At 39.5% G+C, this 17809-nt stretch carries 19 protein-coding genes; 18 read left to right on the top strand and 1 reads right to left on the bottom strand.

The genetic code is table 11. The features are described from left to right. Positions 1 to 43 precede the first annotated feature (43 nt). From AC4OGX_RS01410 to AC4OGX_RS01365, 10 genes are all read left to right on the top strand, one after another. On the top strand, positions 44 to 283 hold the full coding sequence (locus tag AC4OGX_RS01410; protein ID WP_216242767.1) for a hypothetical protein: 240 nt from the start codon (positions 44 to 46) through the stop codon (positions 281 to 283). A gap of 172 nt (positions 284 to 455) precedes the next feature. Then, a complete protein-coding gene (gene rlmD, locus AC4OGX_RS01405; protein WP_493328007.1) occupies positions 456 to 2150 on the top strand; it encodes a 23S rRNA (uracil(1939)-C(5))-methyltransferase RlmD in 1695 nt (564 codons plus the stop codon). Next, complete coding sequence (locus AC4OGX_RS01400; protein WP_493328006.1) at positions 2137 to 2532, top strand: HI0074 family nucleotidyltransferase substrate-binding subunit; 396 nt, start codon at positions 2137 to 2139, stop codon at positions 2530 to 2532. The genes rlmD and AC4OGX_RS01400 overlap by 14 nt, the downstream gene beginning before the upstream one ends. Before the next feature lie 647 nt (positions 2533 to 3179). Beyond that, complete coding sequence (locus AC4OGX_RS01395; RefSeq protein ID WP_493328005.1) at positions 3180 to 4184, top strand: endonuclease/exonuclease/phosphatase family protein; 1005 nt, start codon at positions 3180 to 3182, stop codon at positions 4182 to 4184. Between the two features lie 13 nt (positions 4185 to 4197). Continuing rightward, positions 4198 to 6543, top strand: a complete 2346-nt coding sequence (locus tag AC4OGX_RS01390) for a hypothetical protein (protein WP_493328004.1) — start codon at positions 4198 to 4200, stop codon at positions 6541 to 6543. Further along, positions 6533 to 7177, top strand: coding sequence for a hypothetical protein (locus tag AC4OGX_RS01385; protein ID WP_493328003.1), 645 nt, complete (start codon positions 6533 to 6535; stop codon positions 7175 to 7177). The genes AC4OGX_RS01390 and AC4OGX_RS01385 overlap by 11 nt, the downstream gene beginning before the upstream one ends. A gap of 192 nt (positions 7178 to 7369) precedes the next feature. Further along, positions 7370 to 8140, top strand: coding sequence for a DUF5677 domain-containing protein (locus AC4OGX_RS01380; protein WP_493328002.1), 771 nt, complete (start codon positions 7370 to 7372; stop codon positions 8138 to 8140). A 953-nt stretch (positions 8141 to 9093) separates the two neighbouring features. Continuing rightward, positions 9094 to 10089 carry a virulence RhuM family protein gene (locus AC4OGX_RS01375; protein WP_493328001.1) on the top strand — a complete coding sequence of 332 codons (996 nt, stop codon included), beginning with the start codon at positions 9094 to 9096 and terminating at the stop codon, positions 10087 to 10089. 103 nt (positions 10090 to 10192) lie between these two features. Then, on the top strand, positions 10193 to 10669 hold the full coding sequence (locus AC4OGX_RS01370) for a GNAT family N-acetyltransferase (RefSeq protein WP_493328000.1): 477 nt from the start codon (positions 10193 to 10195) through the stop codon (positions 10667 to 10669). 53 nt (positions 10670 to 10722) lie between these two features. Then, positions 10723 to 11322 carry a flavodoxin family protein gene (locus AC4OGX_RS01365; protein WP_493327999.1) on the top strand — a complete coding sequence of 200 codons (600 nt, stop codon included), beginning with the start codon at positions 10723 to 10725 and terminating at the stop codon, positions 11320 to 11322. A 137-nt stretch (positions 11323 to 11459) separates the two neighbouring features. Here the strand turns inward: AC4OGX_RS01365 and AC4OGX_RS01360 are convergent, their stop codons facing one another. After that, positions 11460 to 12392 carry a helix-turn-helix transcriptional regulator gene (locus tag AC4OGX_RS01360; RefSeq protein WP_493327998.1) on the bottom strand — a complete coding sequence of 311 codons (933 nt, stop codon included), beginning with the start codon at positions 12390 to 12392 and terminating at the stop codon, positions 11460 to 11462. Positions 12393 to 12497: 105 nt separating this feature from the next. On the opposite strand from AC4OGX_RS01360, the gene AC4OGX_RS01355 reads away from it, so the two are divergent. From AC4OGX_RS01355 to AC4OGX_RS01320, 8 genes are all read left to right on the top strand, one after another. Next, on the top strand, positions 12498 to 13136 hold the full coding sequence (locus tag AC4OGX_RS01355) for a type 1 glutamine amidotransferase family protein (RefSeq protein WP_493327997.1): 639 nt from the start codon (positions 12498 to 12500) through the stop codon (positions 13134 to 13136). 71 nt (positions 13137 to 13207) lie between these two features. Beyond that, a complete protein-coding gene (locus AC4OGX_RS01350; RefSeq protein WP_493327996.1) occupies positions 13208 to 13633 on the top strand; it encodes an iron chaperone in 426 nt (141 codons plus the stop codon). A gap of 56 nt (positions 13634 to 13689) precedes the next feature. Further along, on the top strand, positions 13690 to 14145 hold the full coding sequence (locus AC4OGX_RS01345; RefSeq protein ID WP_493327995.1) for a GNAT family N-acetyltransferase: 456 nt from the start codon (positions 13690 to 13692) through the stop codon (positions 14143 to 14145). A 284-nt stretch (positions 14146 to 14429) separates the two neighbouring features. Continuing rightward, complete coding sequence (locus AC4OGX_RS01340; protein ID WP_493327994.1) at positions 14430 to 15191, top strand: alpha/beta fold hydrolase; 762 nt, start codon at positions 14430 to 14432, stop codon at positions 15189 to 15191. Next, on the top strand, positions 15175 to 15333 hold the full coding sequence (locus AC4OGX_RS01335) for a hypothetical protein (protein WP_493327993.1): 159 nt from the start codon (positions 15175 to 15177) through the stop codon (positions 15331 to 15333). Before AC4OGX_RS01340 ends, AC4OGX_RS01335 begins: the two co-directional genes overlap by 17 nt. A gap of 189 nt (positions 15334 to 15522) precedes the next feature. Next, positions 15523 to 15720, top strand: a complete 198-nt coding sequence (locus AC4OGX_RS01330; RefSeq protein WP_493327992.1) for a hypothetical protein — start codon at positions 15523 to 15525, stop codon at positions 15718 to 15720. Further along, complete coding sequence (gene ltrA, locus AC4OGX_RS01325; RefSeq protein ID WP_493327991.1) at positions 15701 to 17092, top strand: group II intron reverse transcriptase/maturase; 1392 nt, start codon at positions 15701 to 15703, stop codon at positions 17090 to 17092. The genes AC4OGX_RS01330 and ltrA overlap by 20 nt, the downstream gene beginning before the upstream one ends. 118 nt (positions 17093 to 17210) lie before the next feature. Further along, a complete protein-coding gene (locus AC4OGX_RS01320) occupies positions 17211 to 17765 on the top strand; it encodes a DUF3795 domain-containing protein (protein WP_493327990.1) in 555 nt (184 codons plus the stop codon). The last annotated feature ends 44 nt before the right edge of the window (positions 17766 to 17809 follow it).

Raw genomic sequence — 17809 nt, 5'->3', positions numbered from 1 at the left:
AAATGAACCTGTTTTGACAAGATGGGGAAAGGACGTGGATAATATGAGCAAAGTAGAGGAATTAATCGCTGAGACAAAACTGAATGAATTACTGCGTAAGAAGGAAGACGAAAAGCAGAAAAATACAGTACTCTGGGTTCTGGCAATCGTTGGAGCAGTGGCAGCAGTAGCTGGTATTGCATATGCAGTATACCGTTTCTTCACACCAGATTACCTGGAAGATTTTGAAGAAGATTTCGATGATGATTTTGATGATTATTTCAGCGAGGAAGATCAGGTATAGACAACCGCATGAAGGAAACGAATAATGGACAGGATGTGGAAGCTTGCGCACCCTGTCTATTTTTATGATACGATACCGGGACGTGTGTAACGATCCGCAGGTATCAGGGGGCAAAATTCCTTTTGAACCGTGAGTCATGATATAGAATAGATGTGAGCAGTTGGAGGTAGAGATGAAAAAAGGACAGGTTTTTGAAGGCACGATCGAAAAGGTGGAATTTCCAAATAAAGGTCTGGTATGGATACCGGAGGAAGAGCGGTATGTAACAGTAAAGAATGGGATTCCCGGGCAGAAGATCCGTTTTGTGGTGAATAAGTTTAAAAGAGGAAATGCGGAAGGACGGCTTCTGGAGGTGCTGGAGAAGTCTGAGCTTGAAAAAAGAGAGCCGGTCTGCAGTATTTTTCCTGCCTGCGGCGGCTGTATGTATCAGACGATGCCTTATGAGGAGCAGCTAAAGATGAAGGCCGGACAGGTGAAAGAGATTCTGGATGCTGCGGCAGAAACAGAATATGATTTTCAGGGGATTAAGGCGAGTCCGAAGGAATTTGAGTACCGGAACAAGATGGAGTTTTCCTTTGGGGACGAGTATAAGGATGGGCCGCTCTCACTGGGACTTCATAAGAAAGGAAGTACTTATGATGTGCTGACAGCCGGAGACTGCAGGTTGGTGCATCCTGATATGAACAAGATCCTGCTGTGTGTGCTGGAATATTTTAGATCCCGCGGTGTGGGGTACTATAAAAAAATGCAGCATGAGGGATATCTGCGCCATCTGCTGTTAAGACGCGGGGATACGACCGGGGAGATCCTGGTAAACTTAGTGACAACGACCCAGGAAGAGCATGATCTGAAGGGACTTGTGGAGGAGCTTTTGAGTCTTAAATTGGATGGGAAGATCGTGGGGATCCTTCATATATTGAATGATTCTCTTTCAGATGTGGTGCAGAGTGATGAGACGAAGATTTTATATGGTCAGGATTACTTCTATGAGAAGATCCTGGGGATGGAATTTAAAATTACGCCGTTTTCCTTTTTTCAGCCGAATTCCAGAGGTGCTGAGGTGCTATACCGCACGGTTCGGGAGTATATCGGGGACATTAAAGATATGACGGTGTTCGATCTTTTCAGCGGGACCGGTACGATCGCGCAGGTGCTGGCTCCGGTGGCAAAGCAGGTGATCGGGGTCGAGATCATTGAGGAGGCTGTTGAGGCGGCCAAAGTGAATGCTGCGAGGAACGGCCTTCATAACTGCAGGTTTATTGCGGGGGATGTGTTTAAAGTGCTGGATGAGATAGAAGAGAAGCCGGATGTGATCGTGCTTGATCCGCCAAGAGACGGGATCCACCCGAAGGCACTGCCTAAGATCCTGGATTATCAGGTGGATAAGATCGTTTATATTTCATGTAAGGTGACAAGCCTGGCGAGAGATCTGGAGATGATACAGGGGAGAGGGTATGAAGTCGTGAAATGCGTGGCGGTGGATCAGTTTTGTGAGACGGTGCATGTGGAGACGGTATGCCTCCTTCAAAAAGTTCAAAATGGGAGCAGGAAGCTCAAAGTGAGAAAACAGACATTAGAGGATACGGGGATTAGCGAGGTTGTTTTGAATGAAATTCGAAGCCTCGCCCTAAAATACAAGCTCAACAAAGTCGTTTTATTTGGGTCAAGAGCCAGAGGCGATTTCAAAAGGACAAGCGATATCGATCTGGCTGTATCAGGTGGAGATATAGCCGGATTTTCAAGTGCCGTAGATGAGGAAACGAGCACCCTTTTAGAATATGACGTGGTAAATATGGATAAAACTGTACAAGACGAATTGAGGAAGATAATTCAGGATGAGGGGAGGATTCTTTATGAAGAAGTTTGATAATTTCTGCCTTGCTTTGAAAAATCTGAAAGATATTTATGAATATGATGAACCATATAGTAATGTTGTGCTGACAGGGCTGACTGCTTTATATGAGATCTGTTTTGAACAGTCATGGAAAGCCATGAAGGAAGTCTTAGAGGCAAACGGATTCGATGAAAGTGCGACGGGGTCTCCGCGAAAGGTTTTGAAAACAGCTTATAAAGCAGGGATGATAAAGGATGAAAAACTGTGGCTGGATGCGCTGGCAAGCAGGAATAATGTGGCACAAGCTTATAATAAGGGGGTTGCACTAGATATTGTGAGAGATGTGCGTAAGAAGTATTACGGGATGTTTATGACGCTGGAAGAAGAGATTCGGGGGAATTGGCTGGGGGAGTAGTATAGGAAACTCAGATTATACTTGTTAGAAGTTCGCAAAGTGATATTGCCATGTCTTTTGCAACTTGGATTTCACCTGAAATCCAGTTGTATATTATGAAAGACTACAGAAGATTAGCAAGATAACGGAAATATTAAGTTGGTTATTTGCAAGAGATTAGCAGGAAAAACAGATGGCTGGTAAATAAGCAATGAGGGGAATATAAAATATAACTTTTATAGATATGAGCAAGAAACAAATGCAGTTATAATGGCAGATGTAAATGGTAATAAACTTACAATTAATTGTGAAAAGATTATAAAAAGTTGCAGATAATGAGGAGAAAAACAGAAAAAATATACAACTGGTATTTGACAAACTTTGCTTAAAAGAATACAATAATTTATATGACACGAAGCTATGGGATTTGTAAAATGGTAGCCAGTTATATATTGATTGCATTGCCAATAGTGGCAGTGCTTTTTTTCTGTTAGAGGTGAATGATCATTGAAGGATATGTAACAATTATTGATAATGACGATGTTTGGAAGGGGTTTGATGTGATTAATGACGCCTTCCACACTATATATCGTATTGAGCATATCAAGTATTTGCATGTATTGGATGAAAAGTCAAGGAGCAAATATTGAAGTATTGGAGGGATGATAATGTCATTTAAAGTAGGTTCGTTTAATGTTAAGAATCTTTCTTTGGCAACTGGGCGCGATTTGGATAGAATTGCGGCTATTATATTAGAAAACGAGTTAGATATTGTTGCAATGCAGGAAGTATTAAGTGAAGGAAAAATACTGACGGGGATAAATTCAAAAAGTGTTTCTGGACAGGCAAAAGCATATGATTATTCGCTAAAAAGTCGTTTGGGTAAAGATTGGGGCATTTGCTGGAGAGATCCCGAAACTAGCGCAAAGAATTATCCTTTTTTAGGAGGAGATTCCAGAGGAGAAGGTTATGCTTTTTTGTGGAATACAACTAAGTTTGAATTGCCGTTAAATGATAAAGGAAGTAAAGTATTTCCTAGAATATGGAGAAATTACAAAACTGACAGCAGTTCAGGATTGATTAGATTAATGCGAGACCCGTGTTATGGAAGATTTATTGTCAAAGGCCGGCCTGCAGAAATTCGACTTATTACAACACATATTGTATATGGGAAACCAAATGCAGATAGTTTAGATATTGATCTGGATTGTGGAGCTATTGAAATGAGAAATCATGAATTTCAAATACTAGCAGGTCAGATATATCCAAGAATTAGTGAATATTATAAGGACATAAACTGTACTTCTCCATACACCATAATCTTGGGAGATTATAATTTGAATTTAAGAACAAGTCCGGCGAAAAAAGCCTATATGCCGTCTGTAGCATGTTTTGACACATCAGGAAGGATGATCACTAATAATAATGATTCCTATTGTACTATTTATACTGTTCAGGATGAACTCTCAACTTTAAAAAGCAATGAAGATGGATTTGCAAACAATTACGATCATTTTTCGTATGATAGTAGAGTCAGAGATCAAATTGTACCTGGAAGCGTTCATACTATCAATGCGGTTGAACAGCATATTAAGGATGAAAATTCAAAATATTATACTTATCGGAAAGAAGTATCAGATCATTTACCAATAATTATAGAAATAGACGTTTAAGGGAGGAAGAAAGATGGATAATATAATGGAAAAAGAAGATATCGATGAGATGGATCAAAGCGTATTAAGAGCAGTATATGCATTAAATATGTGTACTGTCTCAGTATCCCAAATTATTGATTATAATGATGTATACATATTGGAGCAGGAATATGATGCGATTTTAAATAATCTAAATTTAGAAAAGATGCCAAAGGCAGATGCACTGAAAAATATTCTGGTAGAATTGCTTAATACAATAACTTTTTTCAGAATACAGGAAATCAGAAAGTCAGAAATAGAAAAGAAATATCAACAAAGGATGAAAAATGCAATTTGGTCAGCCATTCCTAATCTCAATGTGATTGTTGCAGGAGGACCAGCTGCTATTGCTTATTCATTGGCCAGTCAGGTTGGAATCGGATATATGAATTACCGAAAAGAAAAAAACAATGCGTTAAATGAGAAAGAAAAAGAAGCCTTAGAACTAAGGATAACCGCTATAGAACAGTTCAATGCACTTAGAAGAGAGCTTTTTACGACTGCGTGGGAACTTGCTGAAGAATATAATTTTGATGATCGCTTAAGACTAACAGAAAGACAGATAAAACAGTATAATGAAATTTTAATGGATCAGGATGAATTAAGAAAATATGTTAGGCTGGAGGCGATACAAAGTAAATTTGAAGCATTTCCACCGTTTTGGTATTTCTTTGGGCATACCGCTTGTTACATTGCTGAGAATGATGAATTACCATTAGAGGAGTGGGAGAGAGAAGAATATAGGCGAAAAGCAAAAATGCACTTTCAGAAATATGCTAATCTCAATAAATTTAACATCTTAAGAGAGGATCAAATGACATCTTCATTTGCTTTAGAGTATGTTGATTTATTGCTGTTAGAAGAAAATCCGGATAACAAACCAAAGATTGATGAATTGATTCATATTGCAGTAGATATGTCCGGTAATTCTCTGGATGTAAAGGAATTATGTGCGATTGCATACCTGAAGATTGGAAACACAAACGAGGCAGCTGAATTGCTAAAACAATTAGTAAACGAGGATTATAACACAATTACAAATGCAAAATTATTGAGTAGAATTTATGTGAGTCAATATTTGACAGGAAATAGTAAGACGGCAAAATTTGATTACAAGACTTTGCAATTAAGAATTGGCGAGAGTAATGCAGACTACTTATTTCCTATGCCGGATAGAATAGAAGACGATTCCAGACTTCAATTGGAATATTTGGTTGATCAGAAGATAAAGTTGCAGATGGATTATCGTGCTGCCATCAATGAATTATCACGCAAATATACGATTAAATTTAACTCAGTTATGCCAGCACCTTATGGTTATTCAGACTATGATGATTATTTTTCTTATTCCGAACAGGCTATTATGAGAAGGGAAGCGGATTTTAAGAGAATTCTGCTGGATTCAACAAAATGTAATGAATTCGTTCATGAACTTGCATCAGTCGGATTTAGGTTTAAGTATATAGATATTTTAAACGAAGTCATGGATGCTTGTGATGATTTAGAACTTTGGAAGAAAGCTGAAAATCATGATGCTCTCACTGTATCCGTAAGAGCTAATATTATTCAAAAGCGTCCAATATTGAAGAGAATACAAGAGAATATGGATTCGAATAGTTTTACCATAGCGGATTATATTACTATGCGGAATGAGATGAGTTTTAAGGAATTTATGGGCACATTGTTAACTGATTTAAAAGAGACTATTATGAATGCAATCGATAGTATGACTTCAATGGAGAGCGTGGAAAGGGCCGAATACAATTTAGCAGAGTTTTGCCAAAAGCATGATATATCACTAAGTGGTAGCAGAAGTTCAGATGAAAAGCGGGCAAAGGAAGTGAAAGCATATTTAAGTTATGACATATTTGGCTTGGATGGAGTTAACGAAAACGAACGAAAATATTACATTTCGGAAATGAAAAATATAGTAAAACAGGCTGCATCAGAATTGTCACAAGGGATTAGTAGTGAAGTGAATATTTTGATTCCTGGAAGTGATGAATTTGATTTATACTTTGAAAATTCAAAATTAGATGCTGGAGGATTGAAGGAAAAAGCATTAGGAATTATCGATGATAAAACCAAGAAAGATTGTGATCTTGTTTTGACCAGCGAGGGTCTTTTACTCATCTATAAAAATAAAATCAAACTGTTACATAGTTATAATAATGTCGATTATACAGCCACTAGAAAAAGAGGAGAAGTTCTATTGATAGGCTGGCCAGATGAATATAGCAATAAGAATATTAATATGGCCAGATTATACAAGCTAATTAAGGATTTGGGGATGATTTGTGAAAGGAAAAATCAAGGAGATGGCTATTTTGGCAAATAAAAAAATCACTAAATCAAAGTATGCTTTGTCATCAGCAGAACAGAAAGCATGTCATGCGGTTATTCATACAGCAAATGTGTCCGCTATCGGTGTCGGTGCGGGATTAGCACAGATTCCGCTAGCAGATAATGCAGTGATTACGCCAATACAGAGAATTATGATTATTTCGTTGGGAAAAGTGTTTGAGCAAGAAATTACTAAGGGTATAGCAAAAGGCTTATTAGGCGGTTTTATCGGTAATTTTGTTGGTAGAGGTGTAGCACAAACTGTATGGGGATGGGTACCAGGGATTGGTAATGCAAGTAATGCAATTACAGCAGCCGTAATTACAGAATCTATAGGCTGGCTGTGCGTTGATCATTTTTATAAAGAACACTACTTGAAGGATAAAACGCCAAAAGAAGATTGTAACATTAAGAGTAATGTAAATGAGAATCCACATAATGAGTTGGTTACCAAAGAAGAAGCGAAGGAGGATTTAAAAGAAAGGGCATATGAATTTATTAATGGTGCTAAAACACAAACAGGGAATAAAACGGAATATATGTCACTTTTAAAGGAGTTTGAAATAGTACTTGAAGATTTACCGGAAAATGATGAATTATATAAGATTCATGAATGCTTAAAAAGGTAGCGGGATGCCTAAAACAGTATCCTATAATGGCAGTTCTTCCTGTTATTATTCATTCTGCGTTCAAAGATATAGAAGAGAAAATTTATTTGAAGGAATAGAAAAGGGTGGGATCCATAAGTGAAGCATTACAAATATCCAATAGCAATGGAAATTGCGGGATGATGTGGTTGCAGGAGGTGAAATGAAAAATATATGCTGACGGATGAAGATTTTTTCTGTGAAGAAGCAAATTTAGAATTGGTTTATGAAGAGAAAAAGTTGCTTAAATTGGTATATGAGCTAATAGTATCTATTGAGACAAGTCTTCCGAAGGTAGGCGGTAATTTTGATTCTTATGAAGGGTGCTGCATAATATGGGCTCAGAATATCGTAATGTATGCAAAAGAAGCTTATAATAGTGCTCGAATAGGAAATTTTATATCTTTTGCGATGATGCAGAGATGTATTGTAGAAAATTATGTATGTGCATGTTTTATTAAAAGATATGAAGAAGAAAGAGTATGGCAGAAATGGTTTTTGTACTCCATGATATCTACTAGTAATCTTCTGAGAAAATCGAACGGGAAAGTTGCTGATAATGAACAGTTTCAGATTGATTTTAACGAGTTATATCATGAAAGCGGCATATCCGATGAGTGTGATTTGAAAGCTGCCTATGGTTGGACTTCTGATATAATAAATAAAAAGAGGCCAACGTTTTTTGATTTATGTGAATATATTGATAAAAGTATATATAATGATTATCGGTGGCTATGCGATTTCTCGCATGGAGTAAATGCTGTTAATAAAGTTTATCGGTTTACTTTTGTGGAATCATATATCCACTTGATAACAAATTTTGTGTTATATCTTCAAAGAAGTTTTGAGGAGTTATTAGGTGATAAAGCAGATCAATCTTATTGGCAGAAAAAACAGATATTTTGGAATGCAATGAAAGAGTGGGAAATTCAAAGCAATGTGTGATTGACAATATAATCATTCTTTTGTATAAAGAGATTAAGAAGTATCAGGTTTCACACAGAATCAAAGCGTGAGTATTCCGGCGTTTGGAAATCAAAGTTCCGTCTTATGAGAAAGCATGATTCCGGTCAAGGAATCGGTTTCTATAAATCTTATAATGATGTTATGCATCCATGATGCAAATTCATTATAAGGAGGTCACAATTATGACCAAGTATCGTAAGATCCTAAGGCTGACTAGTTTTGGGTTCACTCAACGCAACATCATGCAGAGTTGTGATGTTGCTCAAAAAAATGTCGTCAAGGTACCGAAGTGTACCAGAATAAAAGCTACTTAAACAAAAAAGATAAAACAAAAAGAAAGTTGCCAACGATTACTTGACAGTAACAACTGAGATTCTTGCTTTTTTCCGGTTAGTAAAGCGTAGGTGGTAAAATGAATAAAAAAGACGATGTATTGTATATTGTGAGAGATGTGTGGAGTAAATAATTGAATATAGAAATACAAAGAGCTGGCATTTTATGTGATTTTTAATCATATAAAAGTGTCAGCCTTTTTGTATACAAAGCGATTAAGCTAATATTTCAATCCACAGTTGATGTAACATCAAAAGATATAAAATTTTATCATAATAATTAAAAATATAAAACGAAAAAATATAGGCGTTGCTGTGGATGCGACGAAGATATAAGAAGAGAGAAAAGCTATGAGAAGGAGAAGGGGGATAGCAGAATAGGAATCTTTAGTTAGAGACGATTTATAAGATTCTGCTGTCCTTTGATGAAAACTATGATAAAATGGATGACAGGGAGAAACGGGAGCGGATTTAACTTCTGCATAGAAAAAGTGACAAATGAAGAAAATGCCTGCCGAATAAGCATAAGGTATTTAAAGAAGCGTTAAAGTATTTTAGAATGATAAGATTTGTGAAAAATTGTGTGTGGAGATGAGCGATATGAACAGTAGAGATGAACAAGGTAAAAAATCAGATATGATTATTTACACGACAGAGGATGGATTGGCAAAGATCGAGGCAACTTTTGACGGTGATACGGTATGGCTGTCAAAGGCGCAGATGGCAGAATTATTTCAGCGAGATCGCTCTGTTATTTCAAAGCATATAAAAAATGTTTTTGAAGAAGGTGAGCTTCCCAGAGAAAGCAATGTGCAAATTTTGCACATTGCAAAATCGGATAAGCCAGTAGAATTTTATAACCTTGATGTAATTATTTCAGTTGGCTATCGTGTAAAGTCCAAACGGGGCACTCAGTTCCGTATTTGGGCAACCGGAATTTTAAAGGAATATATGAGAAAAGGATTTGCTCTTGATGATGAACGCTTGAAAAATCTGGGTGGAGGCGGTTATTTCAAGGAACTGTTGGAACGGATTCGTGATATTCGGGCATCCGAAAAAGTGTTTTATCGTCAGATTTTAGAAATTTATGCTACAAGCATTGACTATGATCCAAAAGCAGAAATCTCTATCCAGTTTTTTAAGAAGGTTCAAAATAAAATTCATTATGCCATTCATGGACAGACAGCGGCGGAGGTGATTTTCAATCGAGCTGATGCAGAAAAAGAATTTATGGGACTTACCACGTTTGCTGGGAATCAGCCAACCTTGAAAGAAGCGGTTGTTGCGAAAAATTATCTAGATGAAAAAGAGCTTCGGGCAATGGGACAACTTGTGTCCGGTTATCTGGATTTTGCGGAGCGCCAGGCAGAACGGGAACAGGTGATGACAATGAAGGATTGGGCAGAACATCTGGATCGTATTCTTACAATGAGTGGTGAGCAAATGTTGATTGGAAATGGAAGCTTTACTCATAAGCAGGCTGTCGATAAAGCGACGGGAGAATATCGGAAATATAAGTCTAAAACGCTCAGTGAGGTGGAACAGGATTATCTGGATTCAATCAAACTGTTGGAGCAAAAGACTGATACGAAATAGAAAGGAAATAAGTTTTACATACGAGGTTAGAGGGACGAATGTGATGAAAGAAAAATTTTTAACTCTGGTAAGTTAAATATTATTTTAATAAACAGGAGATCCCATGGAATACATAATCAGAGAAATATTGCGAGAAGAGTATCCTCTACTCGAAATTTTTTTATATGAAGCTATATTTGTACCGGAAGGTATGGCCACTCCGCCGGAATCAATCATTGAACAGCCTGAATTGCAGATATACTTAACGGATTTTGGGAAGAAAAAAGATGATGCAGGGTTGGTGGCGGAAGTTGGATCAAAGGTAGTTGGCGCTGTCTGGGCTCGTATTATGGATGATTACGGACATATCAATGATGAAACTCCTTCGCTTGCTATCTCATTGTTTAAAGAATACCGGGGCTTAGGGATAGGCACTGCTTTAATGAAAGAAATGCTGCACGTATTAAAACAAAGAGGATATAAACAAACTTCGCTTGCAGTACAAAAGGCGAATTATGCGGTCAATCTGTATAAGAAAGCAGGGTTTGAAATTGTTGATGAAAATGATGAAGAGTATATCATGGTATGTCATTTGCAATGAAGATATTTTGGACAGGAAGAAAAGGGAGCAGCGGATTTTGAAAGGAGACAACAATGTCAAAAAATATACTAATCGTACTAGGTGGCGGAAGGTCAAATGGTAACACAGCACAGCTTGCCAATGCCTTTAAAAAAGGGGCAGATGAGGCCGGGCACAAAGTAGAACTGATTTCGTTACAAAAATACCAGGTGAATGGATGCATTGGCTGCAATGCATGCCGTTATGGGAAACCATGTGTACAAAAGGATAGTTTTAACGAACTTGTACCTAAAATAAAGGCGGCTGATTTGATTGTTTTTGCATCGCCACTGTATTTCTGGACTATTTCGGCAAAATTGAAAGCATTTATTGAACGATTTTATTGTATCGCTGAGGAAGATGATAACCCGCCGCTGGGCAGGTATGAAAAATATCCGGTGAAGGACTGCGCTTTGTTGATGACATCGGCAGATAGCTACTTCTGGACTTTTGAACAGGCTGTTTCCTACTACAATTTTACTTTGGTGAATTACATAGGATTTCATGATAAAGGAATGCTTCTCGCAGCAGGCTGCGGTGATACAAATGGTAAGCCGCAAATCTCCAATACAGAGTATCTGCAGCAAGCGTTTGAATTTGGCAGGCGTATATACGCGGGGGAAAATGTTTCATGATTCCCGATATATTTTAGTCCCTGCCGCGAGGCTGTTTTACGGCCATAGTGCTCTCAGAGAAATAAAACGCTCTGGGAGTTTTTTGGGTATAACCTTATAGAATATCTAAGAAAACAGCATTTCTCTTACTTGGCACATCAACTTCCATATAAAGCCGCCATATCCTGTATTCTGCGTTTCATTTTTTCTCGAATCTGCACCGGCTCTAAGCACTCGCACTTATCTCCAAAACCTAAAAGAATATCGTAGTGATATTCATTCTCTACGAAAGGAAAATCAACAATATAATACCCATCATCATCTGGTGAAAAATCTTCATAAGAGCAAAAATCAAGCACTCTATCCATCACGGATTTATGAATACGGAGTTTTATTTTTGTCTGCATAGATGTCAAAATGTCATCAAAATCCAACTGCGGTTTTTGATAATCCCGTGGTGTGAAAATCTCTTCTTGCATTTGCAGGTTTGACATGCGGGATAATCTGAATAGTCGGAAATCATTTCTTTTGCGGCAATACGCCTGCAGGTACCAATGACTGCCTTTCAATACAAGCTGATATGGCTCGACGATTCGTTTTGTTCTATTTCCGTGGTGAGCGACATATTCAAAGGACAGCAGTTTGTTTTCCTGTAAGCCTTCTTTGATCATTTCTAAATATGGCTGTGTGTTTCTGTTACCCGTCCACGGACTTAAATCTATCCATATTTGATTTACTTTAAGCTCAATGTCTTTCGCTCTGTCGGCGGGGATAAAGCTCTTGACTTTCGCAAGAGCATGTATCAGTTCATCTCCTCGTATCATGTTGGAAAGACTGGAAAGCCCCATTAAAAGTGCAGAAAGGTCGTTAGCCGAAAACACTTTTTTATCAACCTTGTATTCCGGCATAACTTCAAAGCCGCCGCCTACTCCTGATGTTGAACGAATAGGAATCCCCGCCATGTTGATAGCGTCTATGTCACGATAAATCGTACGGGGGGAAACTTCAAACATATCGGCCAATTCTTGTGCGCTTATCCGCTTTTGATCAAGCAGTATCATAATAATACTAACAAGCCTGTCTATTTTCATGTAATTCCCCCATTTATTTTGATTGTTGCCATATTGTTGTCAACAATCACATAGTACAATAAAAACGAATACAAATCAATAAAACAGTGAAAATGGAGGAAACTTATGTGTACAATCTATGTTTATGTTCTTAATACTTTAGCCGACTGGGAGCTGGGATATGTTACCGCGGAGTTAAATTCTGGCCGGTTTTTCAAAAAGGGTGCGCAGCCTATCTCACTCAAAACGGTAAGTCATTCTAAAGAACCAGTCAAAACAATGAGTGGGTTTACGATCGTACCCGATTTTACAATTGATGATATTGTTATAAGTAAAACAAGTGTGTTAATCCTGCCGGGTGCAGAAACATGGAATGATCCAATGCATAGTGCTGTCATCGAAAAAGCAAGTGAATTTCTATCTTTAGGGGCTGTTGTATGTGCAATTTGTGGGGCGACCGCAGCCCTTGCCGATTTTGGGCTGTTAGATAAACGTTCACATACCAGCAATGGACCAGGATTTCTTGAAATGGTTTCTCCCTGTTATAAGGGGCAAAGTTTTTATATAGACAAGCCATCAGTAGCGGATAACGACCTGATTACTGCAGGCTCCACTGGGGCTTTGCTGTGGGCGAAACAAATTATTGAATACTTAGACGTATTTCAATCAGATACACTGGAATCGTGGTATGATTATTTTAGTACGGGGGAGCCGAAACATTTCTTCGCTCTCATGCAGACTTTGCCGGCCAGCAAGGAAAACTGATAACTTGCTATTTTTCGGTTAGTAAAGCATTGGTTGATGTGGTAAAATAAAGAAAAAAGGGAGTATTTGACATGGAGACAGTTGAAATGTGGGTCTGCCCGAAATGTGGAAGAAAATTTAAAAAGCAGAATCAGTCCCATTATTGTGGAGATGCACCAAAGACAATCGGACAATATATTGAGGCACAATCGGAGGAAATTCAGCCATACCTGTCAGAGGTGCGCAAAGCGATATATAATGCGATTCCAGAAGCAGAGGAGCGTATTTCATGGAGTATGCCTACTTTTTGGAAAGGGCATAACATCATACATTTTGCCGCAAATAAGAAACATATTGGATTATATGCAGGAGAAGAGGCCGTGATTGAATTTGCGGAAAGACTCAGACCATATAAAACAAGTAAAGGAACGATTCAAATTCCATACAAAGAACCTTTGCCCCTGGAACTGATTGCGGACATTGCTGTCTGGTGTTATGAAACGGGAAATCACTCATGATTTTCAAACTGCAAGGGACATAATAATACAACTTAGAATCAGGAGTGAGAAGAAAAGTGATAATCAGAGAATATCAATCATCAGACTGCAGGAAATTAGCAGAGTTATTTTACAATACGGTCCATACAATCAATGCAAAAGACTACACAAAAGAGCAATTAGAAGTATGGGCAACAGGACAGGTGGATTTGGATAAATGGAACAGGATGTTTCAGGAACATTATAGTGTCGTTGCAGTCGATAACGACATGATCACAGGCTTTGGGGACATAGACAAAACAGGATATCTCGACCATTTATTTGTCCATGCAGAATATCAGGGGAGAGGGATTGGGACAGCAATCTGTGATCACCTGGAGCAGGCAGTACAGGAGAATATTATTACTCATGCTTCTATTACAGCAAAGCCCTTTTTTGAAAAAAGAGGCTACAAGGTTGTAAAAGAACAGCAGGTAGAGCGGCAGGGGATTTTTCTTACTAATTATGTGATGGAAAAGGTAAATGAAGTCTGAATTAAGATTTCTTGTTCAAGGCAACATATTACTCGTAGTATGCTGTGTTTTTTACCTAGCTTGGTGGTTGGCTGCTTTTAAGCCGGAGGGCGCCGTGAAAGGCAGCAATAGCCGAAAAACAGATGTCATATGCAAATGTTCATGTTATACTGTAACTAGAAAATAGAACGGAGGTTGAAATCTATGGGTATCTGGATGTTAAAACACTAAGCAGGGCTTACGTGTTTGACAAGCCCTGCTGATCAGAATGCAGATGAAGTTAAGATTCGATTAGGAGGCAGGACATGTCATATTTTATTTATCAGTCAAAGAAAATTTATTATTCAGAACAGGGATCAGGAAAACCAGTTTTATTTCTCCACGGTGATACCGCATCATCGAAAATGTTTGAATTTCTTGTACCGTTATATATAGATCATTTCAAGGTGATTCTGATAGACTTCCTGGGAAATGGAAAATCGGACAGAGTCGAGAAATTTCCGGTGGATCTATGGCAGGAAGAAGCGAGGCAGACCATTGCCCTGCTGGAACATTTACAGTATGGAAAGGTAGATCTTGTGGGAACCAGCGGAGGCGCCTGGGTGGCAGTTAATGTGGCTTTGGAACGGCCGGATCTGGTTGGACGGATCGTTGCGGACAGCTTTGACGGCAGAACGCTGGCAGAGGATTTTGGAGAAAATCTGGTAAAGGAACGAAATACAGCAAAACAGGATGAAATGGCGGCGGGATTTTATGAATGGTGTCAGGGAGAAGACTGGGAAAAGATAGTGGATATGAATACCGAAGTCCTTCTTCGCTGTGCCAAGGAAAAGAGGCCGTTATTCTGGAAACCCCTGGAGCAGTTAAAAAATCCCATGCTTCTTATGGGAAGCAGAGGGGATGAGATGGTGCGGAAAGATTTTCTGACAGAATATGAAATAATCGCAGGATTAACCGGAGCAAGAGTCTGTGTATTTGAATCAGGTTTTCATCCGGCAATTGCTTCCAATGGAGAGCAGGCAGCAGAAGTGATCCGGGATTTTTTGAATTGTGGATATCAGAGATAGATTGACAGAATCCAATATAGCACAAAGCATGGGCAGGAAGCTGATGGACAAGCGGCTGTCCATGCTTTTTCAAGTGCGCCCGGCGGCGCACGTTTCTAACCGGTGTAAGTCCGGAATCCGCCCGGCAGTGGGAAGGATATAGCCGAAGGCAAGGGTGTCCATCGTGAGGTGGAATGTGAAGGAAGCTGGATGCGGGGAACATACTAACCCGTGGGCAAATCTCTGGTCTGACGAACAGAAATCACATCAGGCTATGCATGAGGGTAAGGCTGCTTGACAAGTCGAAGCCCGATAACTGCACGGGATCATGTATGGTAAATGTGGCAGATGTATGGAGAGAAAGAAACGTGTGGTACCCGGGGAGGTCTGTACGGAATGTCCTGAAAGGGATAACCATTACCGTGAGGTAATGCAGAACGTACAGAAGTCAGCCGAGGTCATAGTAGCCGAGAGGCGAAGGACCGAATCAATAGGAGCCTTAAGTACAACCGGGAAAGGAGGAAAGAACATTGGGTACAGAAAACAATGACAGCTGCTCGCAAAGAGATAGCGCGGAACGTGAAGGGTATGTGAGAGCGCACCGTTCTTTCCGCCGGATATGGAAGGAAAGGGACAGTGCACAGCCGGAACTCCTGGAGGAGATACTGGATAAGGGCAACCTCAACAGAGCTTTTAAGAGAGTAAAGGCAAACAAGGGAGCGCCAGGAATCGACGGGATTACCGTGGAGGAAATAGGCGCATACCTGAGGGAAAACCAGAAAGAACTTATCGAGAGAATCAGAAGGGGAAAATACACCCCCGACCCGGTAAGACGAGTAGAGATTCCCAAGCCAGACGGTGGAATACGAAAGCTTGGTATTCCAACCGTAAAAGACCGCATTTTCCAACAAGCCATAACACAGCGCCTTACACCGGTCTACGAGCCGTTGTTCTCGGAGGACAGTTACGGTTATCGCCCGGGAAGAAGTGCGAAGGACGCCATTCAGAAGGTGGAAAAGTATGCGGAGCAGGGATACACCCATGCGGTAGCACTGGACTTATCGAAATACTTCGACACCCTGAACCATGAGATACTTCTGAATATCCTGCGCAGAAATGTGAAGGACGAAAGGGTAATCCAGTGGATTAAGAGGTACTTAAAGAGTGGCGTGATGGAAAACGGAGTAGTCATGGAAACAGAAGAAGGATCGCCGCAAGGAGGAAATCTTTCCCCCCTGCTGGCAAACATCTATCTGAATGAGTTTGACCAGGAGTATCAGAAGCGTGGAGTTATATTTGTCCGTTATGTAGACGATATTGTGCTGTTGGCGAAAAGCGACAGAGCCGCAAAGAGGCTGCTGGAGACAAGCACGAAATATCTGGAAGGGACGCTAAAATTAAAAGTGAACCAAGAGAAAAGCCGTGTAGTGAGCGTGTTTGCAATCCGAAATTTTAAATTTCTTGGCTTTACACTGGGAAAGAACGGAAAGGGCATCTATGTCCGTGTTCATGGAAGGTCATGGAAGAAAATGAAGTCGAAACTGAAAGAACTTAGTTCCCGAAGGTCTGTTCAGAGTATACGGTCTGCATTAGCAAAGATAAAAGAGTATATGCGGGGGTGGCTGAATTATTACGGGATTGCGGATATGAAGAATCGGATAGACGAACTTAATTCGTGGCTATACCATAGAATCCGAATGTGTATATGGAAACAATGGAAGAAACCGAAAACCAAGAAAAGAAATTTGATAAAACTTGGGATACCCGAATATTTTGCACAACAAGCGGCGAATAGTCGGAGAAAGCATTGGTATGTTTCGGGAATGGGAGCGGTTAACAGAGCATTAACAAAAGAAAGACTGATAAGCAGCGGCTTCTATGACCTAGCCACAGCTTATCAGTCAGTGCACGTCAACTGTTGAAACCGCCGTGTACCGAACGGTACGCACGGTGGTGTGAGAGGACGGCGGTTAATCACCGCCTCCTACTCGATTAGAAGTGGAATTAAGAATACTTTGATTAGTAGGAGGTGATGGGGAATTGAAGGGGTTTAGTAGAAAAGATTTATTGTTTTCTCTATGTGGTTTAAACTGCGGCTTATGTACAATGCATTTGGACGGATATTGTCCCGGCTGTGGCGGCGGAGAAGGAAATCAGTCCTGTAAGATTGCAAAGTGCAGCCTGCAGCATGGGAAAATAGAATATTGTTATCAGTGCGGCGGTTTTCCCTGTGAGAGATATGAAGCAGTGGAGGAATATGATTCCTTTATCACGCACCAAAACAGGCTTAAGGATTTTGAAAAAATGAAGGCAGCTGGTGTGGAGATGTATCGAAAAGAGCAGATGAAAAAGACGGAAATCTTGAAAGATTTACTCGATCATTACAATGACGATCGCAAGAAAACGTTCTTTTGTCTTGCGGTAAACCTTCTGGAGCTGGATGATCTACATACAGCTATGGAGAAGATAAAAAGGCAAGAGCAGGAAAGAAACCTTTCTGCAAAAGACAAAGCTGCCTATTTGACTGAATTATTAAAAGAGGCAGCCGGACAGAAAAATATCATATTAAAATTGAGAAGAAAACCAGCAAGATAAATTTTCTATACATAAAAAACATTGTCATAGATTTGCACGATCTA

The organism is Faecalicatena sp. (assembly GCF_058819085.1).
Note: the sequence above shows the minus strand (reverse complement) of the source record. Positions and strands in the feature narration are given on the sequence as shown.

Bases quoted from the DNA above. Each gene is read 5' to 3' on its own strand.
- AC4OGX_RS01340 (WP_493327994.1), top strand. From the start codon at position 14,430: ATGTCATATTTTATTTATCAGTCAAAGAAAATTTATTATTCAGAACAG.
- AC4OGX_RS01360 (WP_493327998.1), bottom strand. From the start codon at position 12,392: ATGAAAATAGACAGGCTTGTTAGTATTATTATGATACTGCTTGATCAA.
- AC4OGX_RS01355 (WP_493327997.1), top strand. From the start codon at position 12,498: ATGTGTACAATCTATGTTTATGTTCTTAATACTTTAGCCGACTGGGAG.
- AC4OGX_RS01370 (WP_493328000.1), top strand. From the start codon at position 10,193: ATGGAATACATAATCAGAGAAATATTGCGAGAAGAGTATCCTCTACTC.
- AC4OGX_RS01400 (WP_493328006.1), top strand. From the start codon at position 2,137: ATGAAGAAGTTTGATAATTTCTGCCTTGCTTTGAAAAATCTGAAAGAT.
- AC4OGX_RS01395 (WP_493328005.1), top strand. From the start codon at position 3,180: ATGTCATTTAAAGTAGGTTCGTTTAATGTTAAGAATCTTTCTTTGGCA.
- AC4OGX_RS01350 (WP_493327996.1), top strand. From the start codon at position 13,208: ATGGAGACAGTTGAAATGTGGGTCTGCCCGAAATGTGGAAGAAAATTT.
- AC4OGX_RS01375 (WP_493328001.1), top strand. From the start codon at position 9,094: ATGAACAGTAGAGATGAACAAGGTAAAAAATCAGATATGATTATTTAC.
- rlmD (WP_493328007.1), top strand. From the start codon at position 456: ATGAAAAAAGGACAGGTTTTTGAAGGCACGATCGAAAAGGTGGAATTT.
- AC4OGX_RS01380 (WP_493328002.1), top strand. From the start codon at position 7,370: ATGCTGACGGATGAAGATTTTTTCTGTGAAGAAGCAAATTTAGAATTG.
- AC4OGX_RS01390 (WP_493328004.1), top strand. From the start codon at position 4,198: ATGGATAATATAATGGAAAAAGAAGATATCGATGAGATGGATCAAAGC.
- AC4OGX_RS01365 (WP_493327999.1), top strand. From the start codon at position 10,723: ATGTCAAAAAATATACTAATCGTACTAGGTGGCGGAAGGTCAAATGGT.
- AC4OGX_RS01410 (WP_216242767.1), top strand. From the start codon at position 44: ATGAGCAAAGTAGAGGAATTAATCGCTGAGACAAAACTGAATGAATTA.
- AC4OGX_RS01330 (WP_493327992.1), top strand. From the start codon at position 15,523: ATGGAGAGAAAGAAACGTGTGGTACCCGGGGAGGTCTGTACGGAATGT.